The 18,655-nt window shown below is 54.1% G+C and carries 17 protein-coding genes and 1 riboswitch; of the genes, 7 read left to right on the top strand and 10 right to left on the bottom strand.

The window, feature by feature from the left end:
* Nucleotides 1–891, top strand: a complete 891-nt coding sequence (malG, locus tag AB182_RS23465) for a maltose ABC transporter permease MalG (RefSeq protein WP_047373420.1) — start codon at nucleotides 1–3, stop codon at nucleotides 889–891.
* A gap of 338 nt (nucleotides 892–1,229) precedes the next feature.
* Here the strand turns inward: malG and psiE are convergent, their stop codons facing one another.
* A complete protein-coding gene (psiE, locus tag AB182_RS23470) occupies nucleotides 1,230–1,643 on the bottom strand; it encodes a phosphate-starvation-inducible protein PsiE (protein WP_039077938.1) in 414 nt (137 codons plus the stop codon).
* A gap of 145 nt (nucleotides 1,644–1,788) precedes the next feature.
* Here psiE and AB182_RS23475 point away from each other — a divergent pair, with 145 nt between their 5' ends.
* Together AB182_RS23475 and AB182_RS23480 are read left to right on the top strand one after the other, a co-directional pair.
* Nucleotides 1,789–2,301: a GNAT family N-acetyltransferase gene (locus AB182_RS23475; protein ID WP_047372200.1), complete on the top strand. Its 513-nt coding sequence runs from the start codon at nucleotides 1,789–1,791 to the stop codon at nucleotides 2,299–2,301.
* 9 nt (nucleotides 2,302–2,310) lie between these two features.
* On the top strand, nucleotides 2,311–2,769 hold the full coding sequence (locus AB182_RS23480; RefSeq protein ID WP_047372201.1) for an acyltransferase: 459 nt from the start codon (nucleotides 2,311–2,313) through the stop codon (nucleotides 2,767–2,769).
* 233 nt (nucleotides 2,770–3,002) lie between these two features.
* Here the strand turns inward: AB182_RS23480 and AB182_RS23485 are convergent, their stop codons facing one another.
* The 5 genes from AB182_RS23485 to pgi all read right to left on the bottom strand — a co-directional run bounded on the left by AB182_RS23485 (nucleotide 3,003) and on the right by pgi (nucleotide 8,817).
* A complete protein-coding gene (locus AB182_RS23485; RefSeq protein WP_047372202.1) occupies nucleotides 3,003–5,099 on the bottom strand; it encodes a YjbH domain-containing protein in 2,097 nt (698 codons plus the stop codon).
* Nucleotides 5,099–5,839, bottom strand: a complete 741-nt coding sequence (locus AB182_RS23490; RefSeq protein WP_047372203.1) for a capsule biosynthesis GfcC D2 domain-containing protein — start codon at nucleotides 5,837–5,839, stop codon at nucleotides 5,099–5,101. Before AB182_RS23490 ends, AB182_RS23485 begins: the two co-directional genes overlap by 1 nt.
* Complete coding sequence (locus AB182_RS23495; protein ID WP_047372204.1) at nucleotides 5,836–6,474, bottom strand: YjbF family lipoprotein; 639 nt, start codon at nucleotides 6,472–6,474, stop codon at nucleotides 5,836–5,838. The genes AB182_RS23490 and AB182_RS23495 overlap by 4 nt, the downstream gene beginning before the upstream one ends.
* 65 nt (nucleotides 6,475–6,539) lie before the next feature.
* Nucleotides 6,540–6,782, bottom strand: coding sequence for an exopolysaccharide production protein YjbE (gene yjbE, locus AB182_RS23500; RefSeq protein ID WP_047372205.1), 243 nt, complete (start codon nucleotides 6,780–6,782; stop codon nucleotides 6,540–6,542).
* Nucleotides 6,783–7,170: 388 nt separating this feature from the next.
* A complete protein-coding gene (pgi, locus tag AB182_RS23505; protein ID WP_047372206.1) occupies nucleotides 7,171–8,817 on the bottom strand; it encodes a glucose-6-phosphate isomerase in 1,647 nt (548 codons plus the stop codon).
* 243 nt (nucleotides 8,818–9,060) lie between these two features.
* Nucleotides 9,061–9,256, top strand: a riboswitch (Lysine riboswitch).
* Between the two features lie 114 nt (nucleotides 9,257–9,370).
* Here pgi and lysC point away from each other — a divergent pair.
* Nucleotides 9,371–10,732 carry a lysine-sensitive aspartokinase 3 gene (gene lysC, locus AB182_RS23510; protein ID WP_047372207.1) on the top strand — a complete coding sequence of 454 codons (1,362 nt, stop codon included), beginning with the start codon at nucleotides 9,371–9,373 and terminating at the stop codon, nucleotides 10,730–10,732.
* Nucleotides 10,733–10,893: 161 nt separating this feature from the next.
* On the opposite strand, the gene AB182_RS23515 is transcribed toward lysC, so the two are convergent.
* Genes AB182_RS23515 through AB182_RS23525 form a run of 3 tightly spaced genes read right to left on the bottom strand, consistent with a single transcriptional unit; the run spans nucleotide 10,894 to nucleotide 14,045 of the window.
* Nucleotides 10,894–11,685: a nucleotidyltransferase domain-containing protein gene (locus AB182_RS23515; protein WP_047372208.1), complete on the bottom strand. Its 792-nt coding sequence runs from the start codon at nucleotides 11,683–11,685 to the stop codon at nucleotides 10,894–10,896.
* A gap of 4 nt (nucleotides 11,686–11,689) precedes the next feature.
* A complete protein-coding gene (locus tag AB182_RS23520; RefSeq protein WP_047372209.1) occupies nucleotides 11,690–12,916 on the bottom strand; it encodes an RtcB family protein in 1,227 nt (408 codons plus the stop codon).
* 4 nt (nucleotides 12,917–12,920) lie between these two features.
* A complete protein-coding gene (locus AB182_RS23525; RefSeq protein ID WP_047372210.1) occupies nucleotides 12,921–14,045 on the bottom strand; it encodes a slipin family protein in 1,125 nt (374 codons plus the stop codon).
* A 458-nt stretch (nucleotides 14,046–14,503) separates the two neighbouring features.
* Between AB182_RS23525 and rtcR the strand changes: the two genes are divergently transcribed.
* The 3 genes from rtcR (at nucleotide 14,504) to AB182_RS23540 (ending at nucleotide 17,561) form a co-directional block, all read left to right on the top strand.
* Entirely contained in the window at nucleotides 14,504–16,084 is a 1,581-nt protein-coding gene (rtcR, locus tag AB182_RS23530; protein WP_047372211.1) for an RNA repair transcriptional activator RtcR, read from the top strand.
* 122 nt (nucleotides 16,085–16,206) lie between these two features.
* Nucleotides 16,207–17,148 carry a ketopantoate/pantoate/pantothenate transporter PanS gene (panS, locus tag AB182_RS23535; RefSeq protein WP_047372212.1) on the top strand — a complete coding sequence of 314 codons (942 nt, stop codon included), beginning with the start codon at nucleotides 16,207–16,209 and terminating at the stop codon, nucleotides 17,146–17,148.
* 140 nt (nucleotides 17,149–17,288) lie between these two features.
* The gene (locus AB182_RS23540; RefSeq protein ID WP_047372213.1) at nucleotides 17,289–17,561 is read left to right on the top strand and encodes a DUF3811 domain-containing protein; all 273 of its coding nucleotides are present in this window, start codon (nucleotides 17,289–17,291) and stop codon (nucleotides 17,559–17,561) included.
* On the opposite strand, the gene rluF is transcribed toward AB182_RS23540, so the two are convergent.
* Nucleotides 17,558–18,436: a 23S rRNA pseudouridine(2604) synthase RluF gene (rluF, locus tag AB182_RS23545; protein WP_047372214.1), complete on the bottom strand. Its 879-nt coding sequence runs from the start codon at nucleotides 18,434–18,436 to the stop codon at nucleotides 17,558–17,560. The two genes, AB182_RS23540 and rluF, sit on opposite strands and share 4 nt — an antisense overlap.
* Nucleotides 18,437–18,655 lie beyond the last annotated feature (219 nt).

The following is an 18,655-nucleotide window of genomic DNA, read 5'->3' on the forward strand; positions in this document are numbered from 1 at the left end:
ATGGCTATGGTCCAGGCGAAATCGCAAAAGTTAAGGTTATTCGTTACCCATTTATTATTGCTGGTGTTCATCGCCGCAATCATGTTCCCGCTGCTGATGGTGGTCACTATCTCTCTGCGCGAAGGTAATTTCGCCACCGGGAGTCTGATTCCGGAAAGCATCTCGTGGGAGCACTGGAAACTGGCGCTGGGCTTTAGCGTGGAGCACGCCGATGGTCGCGTAACGCCTCCTCCCTTCCCGGTGCTGCTGTGGTTGTGGAACTCCATCAAGATCGCCGCGATTACCGCCATTGGTGTGGTAGCGCTCTCGACGACCTGCGCCTATGCCTTTGCCCGTATGCGCTTTCCCGGCAAAGCGACGCTGTTGAAAGGGATGCTGATTTTCCAGATGTTCCCGGCGGTATTGTCGCTGGTTGCCCTGTACGCCCTGTTTGACCGTCTGGGCCAGTACCTTCCGTTTATCGGCCTGAACACCCACGGCGGGGTTATTTTCGCCTATATGGGCGGCATCGCCCTGCACGTCTGGACGATTAAAGGTTATTTCGAAACCATCGACAACTCGCTGGAGGAAGCGGCTGCGCTGGATGGCGCGACGCCGTGGCAGGCATTCCGTCTGGTACTGTTGCCGCTGTCGGTGCCGATTCTGGCGGTAGTGTTCATCCTGTCGTTTATCGCTGCGATCACCGAAGTACCCGTAGCATCGTTGCTACTGCGCGATGTCAACAGCTACACCCTGGCCGTTGGCATGCAGCAATACCTCAACCCGCAAAACTATCTGTGGGGCGACTTTGCGGCAGCAGCGGTGCTGTCAGCCATCCCGATTACGGTTGTCTTTCTGCTTGCGCAGCGTTGGCTGGTTAACGGCCTCACCGCGGGCGGTGTAAAAGGTTAATTTTTATCGTCATACTCTAAATAATTCGCGTGGCAGGAAGGCGGCAAATGAGAGAGTCCCCGGGAGCTTACTGGAGTAAGTGACCGGGGTGAACGAGTGTAGCCAACGCATCTGCAACGTGAAGTATGACGAGTATATATGCCACTGTAGTCCTCATTGGAATATTGACCCGAAACTCTAAATAATTCGGGTTGCAGGAAGGCGGCAAGAGAGAGCATCCCCGGGAGCTTACTGAAGTAAGTGACTGGGGTAAACGAGCGCCGCCAACGCACCTGCAACACGAAGTATGACGAGTTAACTTGTGACTGTTGTTAGGCGCTCCCCGGAGCGCCATTTTTTTACTCGCGTTTCAGTCGCTTAGAGTTACACAGCCAAAGAGTGATCACTAACAGCAGGATCGCGCCCGAATAAATCAGCACATCCATCGGGGATTTATGATCGACGATGATCAGCCGCACAATCGCGGTGATCCCAATGTAGATAAAATAACGTAGCGGGAAGTGAAAACCGGACTGAAAGTACTTCACAATCAGTGCGATAAATTCAAAGTAGAGAAAGTAAACCACCAGCCCTTCCACCAGCGCATACTTGCTGGTTTGTTCAGGCGCGAAAAGGACATCCGCCAGATGCAGCGTCTCCTTACCCAGGAAGACAACCAGAATCAGGCCAAGACTCAACAAACCCAGATTCAGCACGGTCTGGAGAACGGTGGAGATAAACTCAACGCGTGGACGAACAGTTAGCGATGGCATTGTCATACCGGCACCTCATTCTCTGTGGCGAGCTTTCTGTATAACGCAAAAATGTGATCCAGATCTAGATTTTTTGCTTATATTTTGTGCTTCCTCGTGATGACATATCCCCCTGCAAGCATGCAAACAGGGAGTGACAAATCTAATGCTTACAATCTGTAAGGCGCAGGTTGATGATGCCGAACGGCTCCATGATATGGCGTACGCCAGCTACACCTATCATTTCGCCCATTTGTGGCAGGAAAAAGATGAACTGGCGAATTTTCTCACACAGGAATATGCGCTGCCCGTTGTGCAGCAGAGTGTGCAGGACAAGCGCTGCTGCTGGCTGATCGCTCTTTCTGACGGTATCCCGGTCGGCTTTGCCAAATTTAGCTGGCATGCTGCCGCTGGCCCCCAGGGCCCGTCAGGGACGCTACTGCATAAACTCTATTTTTTGCCGCAGGCGACCGGCAAAGGTTATGGGGAACAGGTTATCCAGGAGGTCATCCGTCGCGCGCGGGCGCATGGTGAACATTTTCTCTGGCTGGAAGTGCTGGATGCCAACCCGCAGGCCCGTCGATTCTATGAACGCCAGGGTTTTCAACATCTGCGTGATACCGTCTTCAGTACCGCCTCGCAGCAGAGCACGCTGCATATTCTGGGCAAGGCCATTTAAGGAGCTGTGATGAGTGCGAATATTCGGCAGGCGACCATCCGTAACGTGATATGCGGCGAAAACGTGGTGATTTATGACCCGGTGAACCTTTATGACTGTGAACTGGCAGAAGACGTTTTCATCGGACCTTTTGTTGAAATTCAGGGACATTCGAAAATCGGCAAGGGCAGCAAAATCCAGTCTCACAGTTTTATCTGTGAATACGTGACCATTGGCGAGCGCTGTTTTATCGGCCATGGCGTGATGTTCGCTAACGATATGTTCCGGGAAGGCAAACCCAACCCGGACAGGGAAAGCTGGGGCAGGATCGTGGTGGGTAATGACGTGTCGATTGGCAGCGGCGCCACTATTCTGGCGGTGACCCTTTGCGATGGCGTGGTGATTGGCGCTGGTAGCGTGGTTACAAAATCGATTACCGAGAAAGGGGTTTACGCAGGCAATCCGGCGAGGCTGTTGCGGCGATTATAGCCCCCCGGTGGCGCTGCGCTTACCGGGGCTACACACCCGGTCGTAGCCGCATAAGGCGTTTGCGCCGCATCCGGGAATCCCCCGCTGGCGCTGCGCTTACCGGGGCTACACGCCCGGTCGTAGCCCGGATAAGCCGTTTGTGCCGCATCCGGGAATCCCCCGCTGGCGCTGCGCTTACCGGGGCTACACGCCCGGTCGTAGCCCGGATAAGGCGTTTGCGCCGCATCCGGGAATTAACGGAAATTCAAACTCTTATCGCTGGTCATACTGTAAAGATCAAACTTACGTCCCAGCATTTGTCCGCCATCACGCGTCAGCGGCGTCCAGCCCACGGCCGCACGGCTGCGGGTGGCGCCGGAAGTGAAGAGATCCATAGGAATAGAGACATACACCCCTTTGGTAAAATCCCCCTCCCCGTACTCTTTCGGCGACACGTTGGTGATAGTGGCATACGTCCCGACAACCACCCCGCTGTCGAAATGTTTAGCCACTTCCAGGGTGCCGCCTTTATCACCCGCCAGATATTGCCCGACGCTCGCTTTGATCAGCACATCCTGGGCGAACGGGGGTGTCCAGTAGGCCGTTAAGTGCCCGGTTTTAACGCTATAATCCGTAAACTTCATCATGTCCTGCGCGCTGCGCCAGTCACGCTGTTTCACGTAGTTGGCGTCAATACCGAAGGCCCAGTTGCTGTCAACCGGACGCCATAACACCTCCGCACCCGCGCCACCGTACATCGTTTCCAGATAACCGGCGTAAACCTGACCATAGAAATTGTTGCCCATGTACTGGAAGTAGTTGGCCTGCAGGTTGTTCACGTAGACATCATTTTGCACATACTCACGCACGCGGGTACGCACACGTGGCAGTTTTGAATCCGGCGGCGGATTGGTGTAATTAAATTTGTCGTAGTTGTTAGCGATGTTGGCGAACAGGCTGCCGGTTGTCAGCAGATGATCGCTCAGCCACCAGTCTGCGGTCGCCATCGCCCCAAGCTGGTACATGTAGAAACTTTCCGGACCACCAACGGACTGGTTTAACACCGGGTCGATGTGGAAATCAAAGCTCGACTTCTCGATATACCAGCCCTGTTCCGGCGAATCCGGCACAATCGGCTCAACGCGCTGTTGCACCAGTTGCGTTTCCTGACCCAGCGGTTCGCCTTCAAGGTGACGCTGCAGGCTGGCAACATCGGTTTCGGTGGTGACCTGCGGCATATTCAGACGGTTTTCCGTCACGCGGATCGTGCGGATACCCTCCGGCAAATCGTTCATGATGATGCGATTTGCGCGTATCACGCCTTCCTGGGAGTCACGGTATTTCACCTGTTCTCCGGTCACGTAGAGCGTGTCGCCTTTCACCTGAATTTGTGGATTGGCAAACCCGGCATTGTACTTGAGCAAGGTCAATTGATTGGCCACGACGGAGTGCTGAAGAATGGCATCCTGGGGCTGCGGCTGATACTTCGGACGTGAGTTATCGTTGTAGTTCGGACGCAACTCATTGAAATTATTGCGCAGGGTAAAACCAAACATCACGGTATTCCCACGCTCATAGCTCAGGTTAACGTCGGCCCAGTCCGTCACCCGATAAATCGCGCCGATGTTAAACTTACTCTTTTGCGGTAGCTTACCGGCAAAGTCCTGCTGATAGTTATTGCCTTCATATTCCAGTTTCAGACGCAGCGGTTGCCAGGGCGTCTGGTATTCCACCCCGCCGAAAAGCGCGGTCGGGCCATGGAACATCTGGCTGGCATCCACAGAGCCCGCCTGGTTATAGCTGTTATCGCGATAGCAGAATTTTTGTTTATAGGTACAAAGCGGGTTTTTGATATTGCCAGAGGTGCCCAGATATCCCCAGCCAAGCCCGAGAGAGAAATCAAAGGGGCCCCAGGCTTTGTTTGCCACAATGTACTCACCGTCAAACAGGCCGGTACCACCGATATCGCGCGCGCCAACCGCCACCTGCGGCAGCCAGTATCCCTCTTCCCATAAACGTACTTTCAGATCGAAAGCTTTATCTTTGTACGACTGATCTCCGGAGAAGGCCTCCACGCTGCTGTATTTGCGGGTTCGAACATCGGTATAACGCAGTGTGGTTTCCAGCCACGGGAAAAGCTGCATTGAGCCTGAGTAGTAGCGGTACTGGTCGTTATCGCGATAATTGAGGCTGATTTCCCCCGCAGGCGCCATACGGGCTGTAGGCGTTTGCAACAGCCCTGCGCCACCAAAATCCGATTGCGAGGGCCCAACAGGTGCCGGATACGTTTCAGCCTGGCAGGCGGCACTCACACTTAGCGCCAGGACACTGATGACAAACGATTTTTTCATTATTCTTCCGGTATCCGATGCGTCAGTAAGCGAAGAATGTCAGCGTTCAGCACTTCGTAGCGATCGCCCCATAACGCTGGAGCGAAGCCGACAAAAATCACGCTGCCTGGCATAGGTTCAACATGGCGTCGGTTCCAGTACGCCACCGGCACTTTCTCTGTCCGACCATTGGGATAAATCAGCCAGGCATCGCTTTTTTCCGCCCCGCTCAGCAAACTCATCTCATTGAGGTAACTCACCACATCACGCCCTGGCGTAAAGGGCTTTTTACCCGGTTGGCTCACCAGCCCCACCACGGTGACAGTCGTGGGCCGGGGTCCCACCCACAAGCTGTACTCGCCCTCCAGCGGAGGGTTAGCACGCGTTTTGATGCGCACATAATCCGGGTCGAGATTGATTTGTTGCCGCCCCGTCACACGCAGCGCCTGGACCTGGCGACGCAGGCTGTTTATCGCTGCCGCATCATCGCCCTCTTCCTCGGCGGCCAGCGCGCTAAGGCGGCCCAGTAACGCCTGCTGGCGCTGCTCTTCAAGAGCCGTGGCCTGCCGCTCGCTGATGACGGCTCCGGGCCACCAGCTTTGTGCCAGACGGGGCTGCCCGACAACATCAATCAGACGCGCCGCGTTGGTGAGTATTTTGGGTTTACTGTCGCCTGCGATATAGACATTGACGTTGCCCGCCGCCTGCGCCAGCGAAGAGGCGCAGCAGAGTAAAAACGCGCTAGCGGATAAGAGCCTCATGATTTCGCCGCCTTGATAAGCGTGGTTCTGACCGGGAACCAGTTCGCCCCCAGGTACTGTTCCGACTGACGAATTAATCCGTCTTCGTCCACCCAGTAACGGTTACGCCAGTGGGTCTGGTCCGTCGTAATCTCTTCATCAAGAATGCGAACATGGGTGGATTCGCTGCCCAGCGTGACCGAGTCCGAACCATTCCAGTGGAAGACCGAGCGTGCCGTCGCGTAACGCACCTGTTTGTGCTCCGTCCAGCCCATCGTGCGGGTCCAGCTCGCGCCATCAATAATTTGATTCGGGTTGGCTAACGGGTCTGCCGCCAGGTTATTCACCTCCAGCAGGTTGTCGCCGTTGGTCAGGGTTTTCACAATGCGATAATGCCGGGTAACGAAAATGGCCTGATCCTGTGTTGCCCACTTCTGCAGCCCGTCTTCTGAGAAGGCGAGCACCACGAAGAGCTGCGGTCCGCCATTGAGCTGCACATACTGGCTGGCGTAGGGCATATTCTGGATTTCGTCCTCGGTTAACTGGACGCCGGGCGTGCCGAACACGCTGTTCCACAGTGAATGGCCCAGCCCTTTGGTGGTGGATGAACAGGCCTGAATCAGCAGGCAAATCAGGATGATTGCGGGTCGCTTCACGACTCTTCTCCAGAGGGGGACGAAATAACCACACCGAAGTGTGGTTATGATTAAAGTACTCGCCGTTATTGAGTACTGGTGGTCGTGGTGGTCGTGGTTCCGGTATTGGAGCCATCACCGCCACCGGTTGCCGCAAGGGCAACACCCACCGCAGAACTTACGGTGCTGACGCTGGTTGCTGAGGAGCTACCCGCAGAAACAGTCGTCGCTGCCGACCCTGCCGCGTCACCCACTTCAATCGGTGCCGCAAAAGCAGAAGTCGCCGCAAGCGCGGTAATGGCAAAAATGCCATACAGTGCTTTTTTCATATCAATTTCCCTTCATTGAATGAATGGAGATTTGCCTGAAAATAAACAGGCGAGAACGAGTATACACAACTAAAGCAGGCTATTTGCCGAATGGGAAACGCAGCGGGAAGTTTTAAGAAAATTGGATAAAATCGATAAATTGCAGATATTAATTTAAAATAAAAATATTGTATTTCATGAAGTTACAAATATTTCAGCAATAGGGAAGTATACGTAACATCTGAAAATAACACTGAGGTATTAACTGGATATTCTGTTTTTTCAGAATAACCTCATAATGAAGAATTATGTCGACGACGGAACAACAAGAATTATCCGATAATAAAATGCCGACGTTATGTCGGCATTTTAATTTACCTATTTCGCTCACCCTTATCGCTGAACGATATTAACGCCAGGCTTTATAAAGATTAATCAGGCCATTCGTGGAACTGTCATGGCTGCTGACTTCTTTATCATCACCCAGCTCCGGCAGGATGCGGTTAGCCAGCTGTTTGCCAAGCTCAACGCCCCACTGGTCGAAGGTAAAGATGTTGAGGATCGCGCCCTGGGTAAAGATTTTATGCTCATACAGCGCGATCAACGCCCCCAGGCTGAACGGGGTAATTTCGCGAAGCAGGATGGAGTTGGTCGGACGGTTGCCTTCAAACACTTTAAACGGCACCACGTGTTCCAGCGTCTTCGGATCTTTACCCTGGTCCGCATATTCCTGCTCAACCACGTCGCGGGATTTACCGAACGCTAATGCTTCGGTCTGGGCGAAGAAGTTAGACAGCAGTTTCGGATGGTGATCGGACAGCGGGTTGTGGGTAATCGCCGGAGCGATAAAGTCGCAAGGAACCATTTTGGTGCCCTGGTGAATCAGCTGGTAGAACGCGTGCTGACCGTTGGTACCCGGCTCACCCCAGATAATGGGGCCCGTCTGGTAATCCACCGCGTTGCCGTTACGGTCAACGTATTTCCCGTTGGATTCCATGTTGCCCTGCTGGAAGTAGGCGGCAAAGCGGTGCATGTACTGGTCGTATGGCAGAATCGCTTCGGTTTCGGCCCCGAAGAAGTTGTTGTACCAGATACCGATCAGCGCCAGCAGTACCGGCAGGTTTTTCTCAGGTGCGGTGGTGGAGAAGTGTTTATCCATCGCATGTGCGCCGGAAAGCAGTTCAACAAAGTTGTCGAAGCCCACGGACAGAATGATAGACAGGCCGATGGCAGACCACAGAGAGTAACGGCCGCCGACCCAGTCCCAGAACTCAAACATGTTCGCCGTGTCGATACCAAACTCGCCCACCGCTTTACCGTTGGTCGAGAGCGCGGCGAAGTGTTTCGCCACATGTTTGTTATCACCCGCGGTCGCCAGGAACCAGTCACGCGCACTGTGGGCGTTGGTCATGGTTTCCTGAGTGGTGAAGGTCTTGGACGCCACCAGGAACAGCGTGGTTTCCGGATTTACTTTCTTGAGCACTTCGGCGATGTGGGTACCATCGACGTTAGAAACGAAGTGCATGTTAAGGTGATTTTTATATGGGCGCAGCGCTTCGGTCACCATGAACGGGCCGAGGTCAGAACCGCCGATACCGATGTTAACCACGTCGGTAATCGCTTTACCGGTATAGCCTTTCCAGCTACCCGAAATGATCGCTTCGGAGAACGCTTTCATTTTTTCCAGCACGGCGTTGACTTCCGGCATCACATCTTTGCCGTCAACAATAATCGGGGTATTGCTACGGTTACGCAGCGCCACGTGCAGCACGGCGCGATCTTCGGTACGGTTGATTTTCTCACCGGAGAACATGGACTTGATCGCATCGGCCAGAGCGGTCTCTTTGGCCAGATCCTGCAGTTTGCTCAGGGTCTCTTCGGTGATGCGGTTTTTGGAGAAATCCACCAGCATTAAATCATCGAAGGTCGCGGAGAATTTAGAGAAACGATCGGCATCTTTCGCGAACAGATCCGCGATAGTAACGTCTTTCATTTCATCAAAGTGTTTCTGTAATGCCTGCCAGGCAGCGGTCTGCGTTGGGTTGATGTTTTTCATTAGCAATACTCTTCTGATTTGAGAATTGTGACTGCGGTCGATTGTAGCGCCTGCGAATGAAAATTGTGATGGTTTTTGTGTCGCTGTCCAGCAGCGTCGCTAAAACGACCCTTTTTACGCGATAAATACGTCCAATATAAGGCGTTTTTCTAATCGATTCGTCTGCATGAAAAATCCGCATAATCGTAACATTGACAGCGATGCCGCTAGCCTTTATTTATTAGGGCGCTACCTGCGCGCGCGCGGGCCAGAAGAGGAGCGTTACCCAGGTACGGTGTTGGAAGAGCCATTCTGAAGAAAACACCTGAGGGGGAGTAACGCCGAGGTGGTGAATTGCATGGCGGCATTCATCATCGGCTACAGGGGCTGAATCCCTTGAGTTGTCACCAGAAACGTTCGCAGTCGGGCGTTTCACAAGTGGTGGAGCACTTCTGGGTGTAATCGTAGTTGTCTTTTGCTCTGCGCCTACCCCTTTTCGCTCTTCCCTTGTGCCATGGCTGAGTAATTTTGTCTGACGTTATACGCCAGGCTTCCCTGACACGAGGTTATAACAATGAGTCACTCCGTTTCCCCGCTCGTCGTCGCCAAATTCGGCGGTACCAGCGTGGCAAATTTTGATGCAATGAACCACAGTGCGGACGTGGTGCTTTCCGATGCGAGCGTACGTCTGGTCGTGCTTTCTGCCTCTGCCGGTGTTACCAATTTGCTGGTTGCGCTTGCCGAAGGGCTGGAGGCGACTGAGCGTTTCGTTAAGCTCGATGCGATTCGCAAAATTCAGTTCGATATTCTGGAACGTCTGGTCAATCCAAACGTCATTCGCGAAGAGATCGAACGTCTGCTGGAAAATATCACCACTCTGGCAGAAGCCGCTTCACTGGCCACCTCCAATGCATTAACCGATGAACTGGTCAGCCACGGCGAACTGATGTCCACCCTGTTGTTTGTTGAAATCCTGCGTGAACGCAATGTGCAGGCGCAGTGGTTTGACGTGCGTAAAGTGATGCGTACCAGCGATCGCTTTGGCCGCGCTGAGCCGGACGTAGCTGCTCTCGCAGAGCTGGCGACTCAGCAACTCGCCCCACGTCTTGCCGACGGCATCGTCATTACCCAGGGCTTTATTGGCAGTGAAGCGAAAGGTCGCACCACCACACTGGGCCGTGGCGGCAGCGACTACACCGCCGCGCTGCTCGGCGAAGCGTTGCATGCGACCCGCGTCGATATCTGGACCGATGTCCCCGGCATCTATACCACCGACCCACGCGTGGTGCCTGCCGCCAAACGCATTGACGAGATTGCCTTTGAAGAGGCCGCTGAAATGGCGACCTTCGGGGCGAAAGTTCTGCATCCGGCGACCTTGTTGCCAGCCGTTCGTAGCGATATCCCGGTCTTTGTCGGTTCCAGCAAAGACCCGAAAGCAGGCGGCACGCTGGTGTGCAACAAAACCAGCAACCCGCCGCTATTCCGCGCGCTGGCGCTACGTCGCAAACAGACCCTGTTGACGCTACACAGCCTGAACATGTTGCATTCTCGTGGCTTCCTGGCGGAAGTGTTCGGCATTCTGGCGCGCCACAGTATTTCGGTTGACCTGATCACCACGTCGGAGGTGAGCGTGGCGCTGACCCTGGATACCACCGGCTCCACGTCAACGGGCGATACACTGCTCACGCAGGGTCTGCTGACCGAACTTTCTTCACTCTGCCGTGTGGAAGTGGAAGAGAATCTTGCACTGGTGGCGATCATTGGTAATGACCTGTCTAAAGCCTGCGGTGTTGGCAAAGAGGTCTTCGGCGTGTTGGATCCGTTCAACATCCGCATGATTTGCTACGGCGCGTCCAGCCACAACCTGTGTTTCCTGGTGCCGGGCGCCGAAGCAGAGCAGGTTGTGCAGAAGCTGCATCATAATTTGTTCGAGTGATCGCAGGCGTTGTTTCCCCGGTGGCGCTGCGCTTACCGGGGCTACGGGCTGTAGCCCGGACAAGGCGTTTACGCCGCCATCCGGGGTAACCGTAATTTAGCAACCAGCCGTAGCCCGGATAAGGCGTTTGCGCCGCATCCGGGAAGCGTTGCTTGCCCAACCTACATCTGCCCCATGACCGTCCGGTACAGCAACGCGTCCAACGTTCTGACGTCGCCTTCCCGGCTTTCCGGTAACGTGGGGGGAAGGGTTCCCCTTTCGATCTCGTCCGCGATAAACGCGTGTAAGCGTGGCAGACGCGCGCCGTATTGCGCTTCCCCTGCACGCTGCTTACGTGCCAGTAAATCATCGATTTCCAGACGCAATTGCGCATCCAGTTCGCTTCCGGCCAACAGTTCGGCAAAGCGCATCGGCGGTACGCCTTTTCCCGCTTCCACCCAACGCACCGCCAGTAACGGGCGCAGCACATAAAAGTATTTCTTTAATCGCACCTTATCGCCCTGCAAATACTGATGGAAGTTTCTGCGGGCCATGGAGTAGTAATGCCAGCGCGCCCGCACGGCAGAAAACCATTTCGGCATCTCCGCCTTAAGCGCACCGACGGTGGCATCGTCTTGCTGATAGACCACCGGCGAATCCAGCCACTCGATCAGCGTTGGGTTTGCGCTTTTTAGCAAACCTAACGCTTTACGCCACTCCCAGCCGCTCACGTCCAGCTCATCATCAATGGGCAGTTCAATCACATCACGCGGCGCCTCTACACGCAGATACCACTGCGGCGGATGCACATATAAAAAACGCACATCATAGTCGCTGTCCGGCGAGGCAAAACCCCAGCCACGGCTGCCGGATTCGCAGGCATACAGCACTCTGACGCCGTAACGCTGCTCTACTTCTTTTAATTGCTGCCGCACGCGTTCACGCATCGCGGCATCCACGCCGTTCTCCGTCATTTCTTTATCCTTTTACACAGACCACCTGACGTAAGGTGTGAACAATCTCCACCAGCGACGCCTGCGCCGCCATCACCGCGTCGATATCTTTATAGGCCATCGGAATTTCATCAATAACGTCGCTGTCTTTACGACACTCAACGTGAGCGGTCGCCCGAATCTGGTCATCAACCGTAAAGCGCTTTTTCGCTGCCGTACGACTCATCGTGCGCCCTGCGCCGTGGCTACAAGAACAGAAGCTCTCTTCATTTCCCAATCCACGTACGATAAAGCTTTTCGCCCCCATCGAACCGGGAATAATCCCCATCTGACCTTTTTGTGCCGAGACCGCGCCTTTACGCGTCACCAGCACCTCTTCGCCAAAATGGGTCTCTTTTTGCACGTAGTTATGGTGGCAATTCACCGCCTCCTGCTGGGTCATGAACGGTTTTGTCACGATACGCGACAGCGCCGCCAGTACGCGCGACATCATCACTTCCCGGTTATGACGGGCAAAGTCCTGGGCCCACGACACGGCTTCCATATAGTCGTCATAGTGCTTACTCCCCTCCCTGAAATAGGCCAGGTTTTTATCCGGCAGGTTGGCAATATGCTGCTGCATGTCCTGTTGGGCCAGCGTGATAAACAGCGTACCAATGGCATTACCCACACCGCGCGAACCGCTATGTAACATCACCCATACACGTTGCTGTTCATCCAGGCAGACCTCAATAAAATGGTTGCCCGTACCCAGCGTTCCCAGGTGCTGATAATTATTGGTTTTCAATAGCTGCGGATAGTTATCCGTCAAACGCTTAAACCGTGCCGCCAGCATTGTCCAGTGGTTATCCACTTCCTGCGGGGGCGTTTCCCACGCCCCTTTATCCCGGCCGGAACGTGTACTGGTACGCCCATGCGGCACCGCCTGTTCGATTGCGCTGCGAAGCCCGCTCAGGTTATCCGGTAAATCGCTTGCCACCAGCGAGGTGCGCACGGCGATCATCCCACAACCAATATCCACACCAACCGCCGCCGGGATAATGGCCCCTTTGGTCGGGATCACGCTGCCGATGGTGGAACCTTTACCAAGATGTACATCGGGCATTACCGCCAGATGCTGAAAAATAAACGGCATCTTCGCGGTATTCTGCAACTGTTCACGCGCCTCTGGCTCTACCGGCACCCCGTGAGTCCACATTTTTATCGGCGCACTGTCCTGCGCCGTCAGCAGTTGAAATTCGTTATGCTGCATTTGATTATCCTTTAATACTCACCAGTCCATTCAGGACGTTATCGAGGCCACCGAATACCGAGATTTTATCGATACGTTCAGCCACTTTTTCCAGCGTTTCCAGCTCTTTTAAGCGCAGCGCTACCGGGTTGTTTTCCATGACTTTCGCGGTATTAAGCAATGAGCGGGTTGCCGCTGTCTCTTCACGCCGACGAATCACGTTCGCCTGCGCCGATTTTTCCGCTTCCACCAGCTTCGCCAGAATGGTTTTCATATCGCCCGGCAACACGATGTCCCGCACACCCAGCGACGCGACATCCATGCCAAAGGGAGCCATGCGTGTTTTTACCTGAGCACTGACTACCTCATCGATGATTTGCTTGTCTTCCAGCAGTTCGTCCAGCGTACGGGTTCCCACCGCTTCACGCAGGGCAAACTGCAATTCGCGATACAGGTGGTCCAGCGGTTTGGTTAACTGGCTAAATGCCTGTAACACATCGCTGTATTGCCAGTTCGCCCCCAGGTTGATGCGCAGGTTCACTTTGTCTTTGGTCAGGATTTCCTGGCCGGACACTTCCATCAATTGCAAACGCGTATCGACAACGTCTGCATCAACCAGATGGTTCACTTTCCAGTAAGCGCTCAATCCCGGTGGCAACAAAGGTTGTGTTACACCATCGATTTTTACTACACCGACGTGCCATGCCGCGACATTAACCGCCAGTATGGCATCCCGGCCTTTAACGGCTGCGCCGCTACGTGGCTGCAATACGGCATTCATGATGCTCTCAGGTACACGCACATCCCGGGTATCGATCAACACCACGCTCAGGCTACCGTCCTGCCAGAACAGGCGGCGTGACGCTGGCGGGATAATTTCCACCAGGATGCCGTCACGGTAGAGCGCAGCCACCTCATGCCCGGTGGTATCGACGCTCAGGCAGTACGCCTCGACCCACTCAGGTCTGAAACGGCGCAGATAATTCGCCAGTTCTGCCGACACATCGCTGCCATTGAGCTCAACGACCATGACCTCTTGCTTATTAAACCAGGAAAGGCGGTGCTCTCCTGCCTCAAGAATTTTTGTGTAATCGCCTGCTTTTACCAGCAGGCCCACTTGTCCCTGGCGGAGAGTGATTTTTTTATTCATTTGATCTTCCTTAAATTTTCACGTACCGGCGCGAATGCAGGATCGGAGCCGGAGGGAAACAGACCACCACTGCCAGCCTGTTTTGCCTGCGACCCGGAGCCCTTATCGGCGCCGGTTCATTGCCATCGCTAACCACCCGACGGCGCGTTTACGAACACAACCAGTGTTCACCGGAAAGGTGAGTTGGGAATCGAACCCTCATGGTGTCTCTCGGCTGACAGAACGCCCCGCGGATAACGTCTTACCGTTCCGGGTGCGCTGGCGGGGCATAATCCCCTGCGTGCTCAGCGTCGTGACATATCAGGTATTGCCAGAAGCGTGCCAGGTTGGAAGAAGTGGAACATTAAATTTTAATTTACTGATATTTAAGAAATTAAATTTTCATCTCTTTGTTCACTTGCTGGTATCCCGGTAATTTTTTTATATTTATTTATCGTTATTTATCTTTAAGGATAAAAATGCAAAAGCGCAGAGTGGTGATAGGTGTACTGGGAACAGTGTTGGATAAACGCGGCAAGCGGGCAAATCGCTTTCGTAAATGGCGGCCAACCGTTGGGTTATGCCAGCAGCCGGACTTTCCGGTTGATCGGCTGGAGTTGCTCCATCAGCCGCGCGATGAAGGCATGGCCCAACAGTTGGCGGAAGATATCGCACTGCTTTCACCGCAAACCACCGTACGCCCTCATCCGGTGACTATTCGCGATCCGTGGGATTTTGAAGAGGTGTATGCCGCGTTCCTGGATTTCGCCAGCCACTATGATTTCGATACAGAAAACGAAGAGTATCTGGTGCATATCACCACCGGCACGCACGTGGCGCAGATCTGCTGGTTTTTGCTGACAGAGGCTCGCTATCTGCCCGCCAGCCTGCTGCAAACCAGCCCGGCGCCGAAAGGGGCTTCGGAGGAAGATATTGCCGCCGGCGTTTGCTCGGTTATCGATCTCGATTTAAGCCGCTATGCAACCTTAACCAGCCGCTTTCAACGCGAACAGCAACAGTCGGTTTCGCTGCTCAAAGCCGGCATCGATACACGCAACACAACGTTTAATAAGCTTATCGATCAAATTGAACGGGTGGCCTTGCGCTCCACGGCACCGATTCTGTTGACCGGGCCCACCGGGGCGGGCAAATCCTTCCTGGCAAAACGTATTTTCCAGCTTCGCCAGTCGCGCCATCGTGTGGCGGGCAAACTGGTGGCGGTAAACTGCGCCACGTTGCGAGGCGATAACGCCATGTCGACATTGTTTGGCCATGTGAAAGGGGCATTTACCGGGGCGCTAACGCCACGAATGGGTCTGCTGCGCGAAGCCGATGGCGGGGTGCTTTTTCTGGATGAAATTGCGGAGCTGGGCCTGGATGAGCAAGCGATGCTGCTGAAAGCCATTGAAGAAAAAACGTTCTTCCCGTTTGGCTCGGATAAAGAGGTCCACAGTGATTTTCAGCTTATTGCCGGTACACACCGCGACATGCGCCAGTGGGTGGAGGAAGGGAAATTCCGTGAGGATCTCTATGCGCGTATCAATATGTGGACGTTTGCTCTGCCGGGACTTGCTGAAAGACGGGAAGATATTGCGCCGAATATTGAATTCGAACTCCAGCGCTTTAGCGCCGAAGCCCAGACTCAGATCCGTTTCGACAAAGACGCGCGTGAACGTTATCTGGCATTTACCTGTTCCGGACAGGCACAGTGGCGCGGTAACTTTCGTGAACTGAGTTCCTCGATTGCTCGTATGGCGACGCTGGCCGAACAGGGACGTATCACTCTGGCTAATGCCGAAGAAGAAATAGCCCGTTTGCAGCACGCCTGGCAGACACCATCTTCACTCCCCCCTTTAGCAGAGGAAATCGATCTGTTTGAGCAACGCCAACTGGAAACGGTACTGGAGGTGTGTCGACGTCACCGCTCGATTTCCGACGCCGGGCGTGAATTGTTTGCCGTTTCACGCTTAAAAAAGGCTAATCCGAATGATGCTGACCGTCTGCGCAAATACCTCGCGCGCTTCGGGCTGAGCTGGGAAAACATCCGCCCTGCTACATGAATCCTCTTCATCTTAATTTGTTTGAATAAAATTTCCTCACGCGATAAACAGTACTGACGGCCGGGCTCGACCCCGGCCTTTTTTATAACAAAACACAACACCACGCGTTAAAGGAAAACACTATGCTCGCTGTACTCACCCGGCTGTTCCCGTTATGGGCGCTGCTGCTCTCTGTACTTGCTTATTACACGCCCTCTACCTTCACGCCCATTGGCCCGTGGGTCACCACCCTACTCATGTTGATTATGTTCGGCATGGGCGTGCACCTGAAAATTGACGATTTTAAACGTGTGCTTTCCCGCCCGGCCCCGGTTGCCGCAGGCATTTTCCTGCACTACCTGGTGATGCCGCTTGCCGCCTGGCTACTGGCGATGATTTTCAAAATGCCGCCGGATCTTTCTGCCGGGATGGTGCTGGTCGGTAGCGTGGCCAGTGGTACGGCTTCCAACGTCATGATCTATCTGGCGAAAGGCGACGTGGCGCTCTCAGTGACCATTTCGTCTGTCTCAACGTTGGTTGGCGTAGTCGCCACACCGCTGCTGACGCGCCTCTATGTTGATGCCCACATTCAGGTGGATGTGATGGGTATGCTGCTGAGCATATTGCAGATTGTGGTGATTCCGATTGGACTGGGTTTGATTATTCACCACCTGTTCCCGCGCGTAGTGAAGGTGGTGGAGCCGTATCTGCCCGCCTTTTCGATGGTCTGTATCCTGGCAATCATCAGCGCCGTGGTGGCGGGTTCCGCTTCACACATTGCGTCCGTAGGCCTGGTGGTGATTGTCGCGGTGATGTTGCACAACAGTATCGGTCTTCTGGGTGGTTACTGGGGTGGGCGTCTGTTCGGTTTCGACGAATCCACCTGCCGCACACTGGCTATCGAAGTGGGGATGCAGAACTCCGGCCTTGCTGCCGCACTCGGTAAACTCTACTTCTCGCCGCTGGCTGCCCTGCCAGGCGCGCTTTTCTCGGTCTGGCATAATCTGTCCGGCTCACTGCTGGCGGGTTACTGGTCCGGTAAGCCTATTGCAGACAAACCACGCGAAACAGTAAAAGAAAACTGACAGGCCGTATCAGGTTTAGCTTTGACGTTCCCCCGGTGGCGCTAACGCTTACCGGGGCTACGAGTCAGTACGGTTTATTTATTGTGAGACGACACGCCTGTACCGTACACTGAAACCATCGGCTTACTGAGGGCACCGACATGGCACTCCCCCGCATTACCCAAAAAGAGATGACCGAGCGCGAGCAGCGTGAACTGAAAACCTTGCTCGACCGCGCGCGTATTGCGCACGGACGGGTTCTGACCAACGCCGAAACCAACAGCGTGAAAAAAGAGTACATCGATAAATTAATGGTTGAGCGTGAAGCAGAGGCCAAAAAAGCCCGCCAGACGAAGAAAAAGCAGGCTTATAAACCGGATGAAGCGACCACCTTCTCGTGGTCGGCCAATACGTCGACGCGCGGCAGGCGTTAACGCCCTTTCTTCTTACGCCCCGGAGAGGTAAAGCGTTTACGCGACGCCATTTCCGCCGGGGTTTTTGCCATATTTTTCGCCCCACTGGCGACGGGCTTCTTCGCGGCGGTCGTCGCCGTTTTCGGTTTACTTTTTGTCTTTGGCTTCGCCTCGGACGAGGAATTCTCGATAAGCTTAAACAGCGTGATCAATTCGTCATCGGTCAGATCGCGCCATTCCCCGAGCGGCAGGCCAGCCAGCCCGACGTTCATAATCCGGGTACGCTCAAGTTTCGTGACTTCATAGCCAAAATGTTCACACATACGGCGAATCTGGCGATTCAGCCCCTGGATCAGCGTGATACGAAAGACAAACGGCGCCTCTTTTTTGACTTTGCACTTCTTCGTGACCGTTCCCAGAATCGGCACGCCTGCGCCCATACTACGCACAAATTCGTCCGTGACGGGTTTATCCACCGTCACCAGATACTCTTTTTCGTGATCATTGCCGGCACGCAAAATCTTGTTCACCAGATCCCCGTGGTTGGTGAGGAAGATCAGCCCCTGGGAGTCTTTATCGAGACGACCAATCGGGAAAACGCGTTTGCTGTGGTTAACAAAATCGACAATGTTGTCTTTTTCGCTGTCTTCCGTGGTACTAACAACGCCCACGGGTTTATTCAGCGCGATAAAGACCAGATCCTCGGCCTCGCGCGGCTCAATCAACTGACCGTTTACCTTTACGACGTCGCCAGGCTTAACCTGATCGCCAATGGTGGCACGTTTACCGTTAATGAAAACATTGCCTTGTTCGATATAGCGATCGGCTTCGCGGCGCGAGCAAATTCCGCTTTCGCTGATGTATTTGTTTAATCGGGTTGATGAGTCTGGCAGCATAAATTCTCCTGTAAAAGCGAAATATATCTTATCAGAAGGTTAAGAAAATCTGCGCTTTCTCGCATCCCGGCGCTAAATGTGATCCACAGCGTCTTTCTACACAAAAGTGATGGCTTATCGCACATGCAATTTTGTGTGGCGAACAAAAGTAGAATCAACCACTTAGACTCCATTGCACAAACGTGCTGACACTCGCTGTGCGCATAATCATTTGTGCAA

The organism is Phytobacter ursingii, from assembly GCF_001022135.1.
In the GTDB taxonomy this organism is placed as follows: domain Bacteria; phylum Pseudomonadota; class Gammaproteobacteria; order Enterobacterales; family Enterobacteriaceae; genus Phytobacter; species Phytobacter ursingii.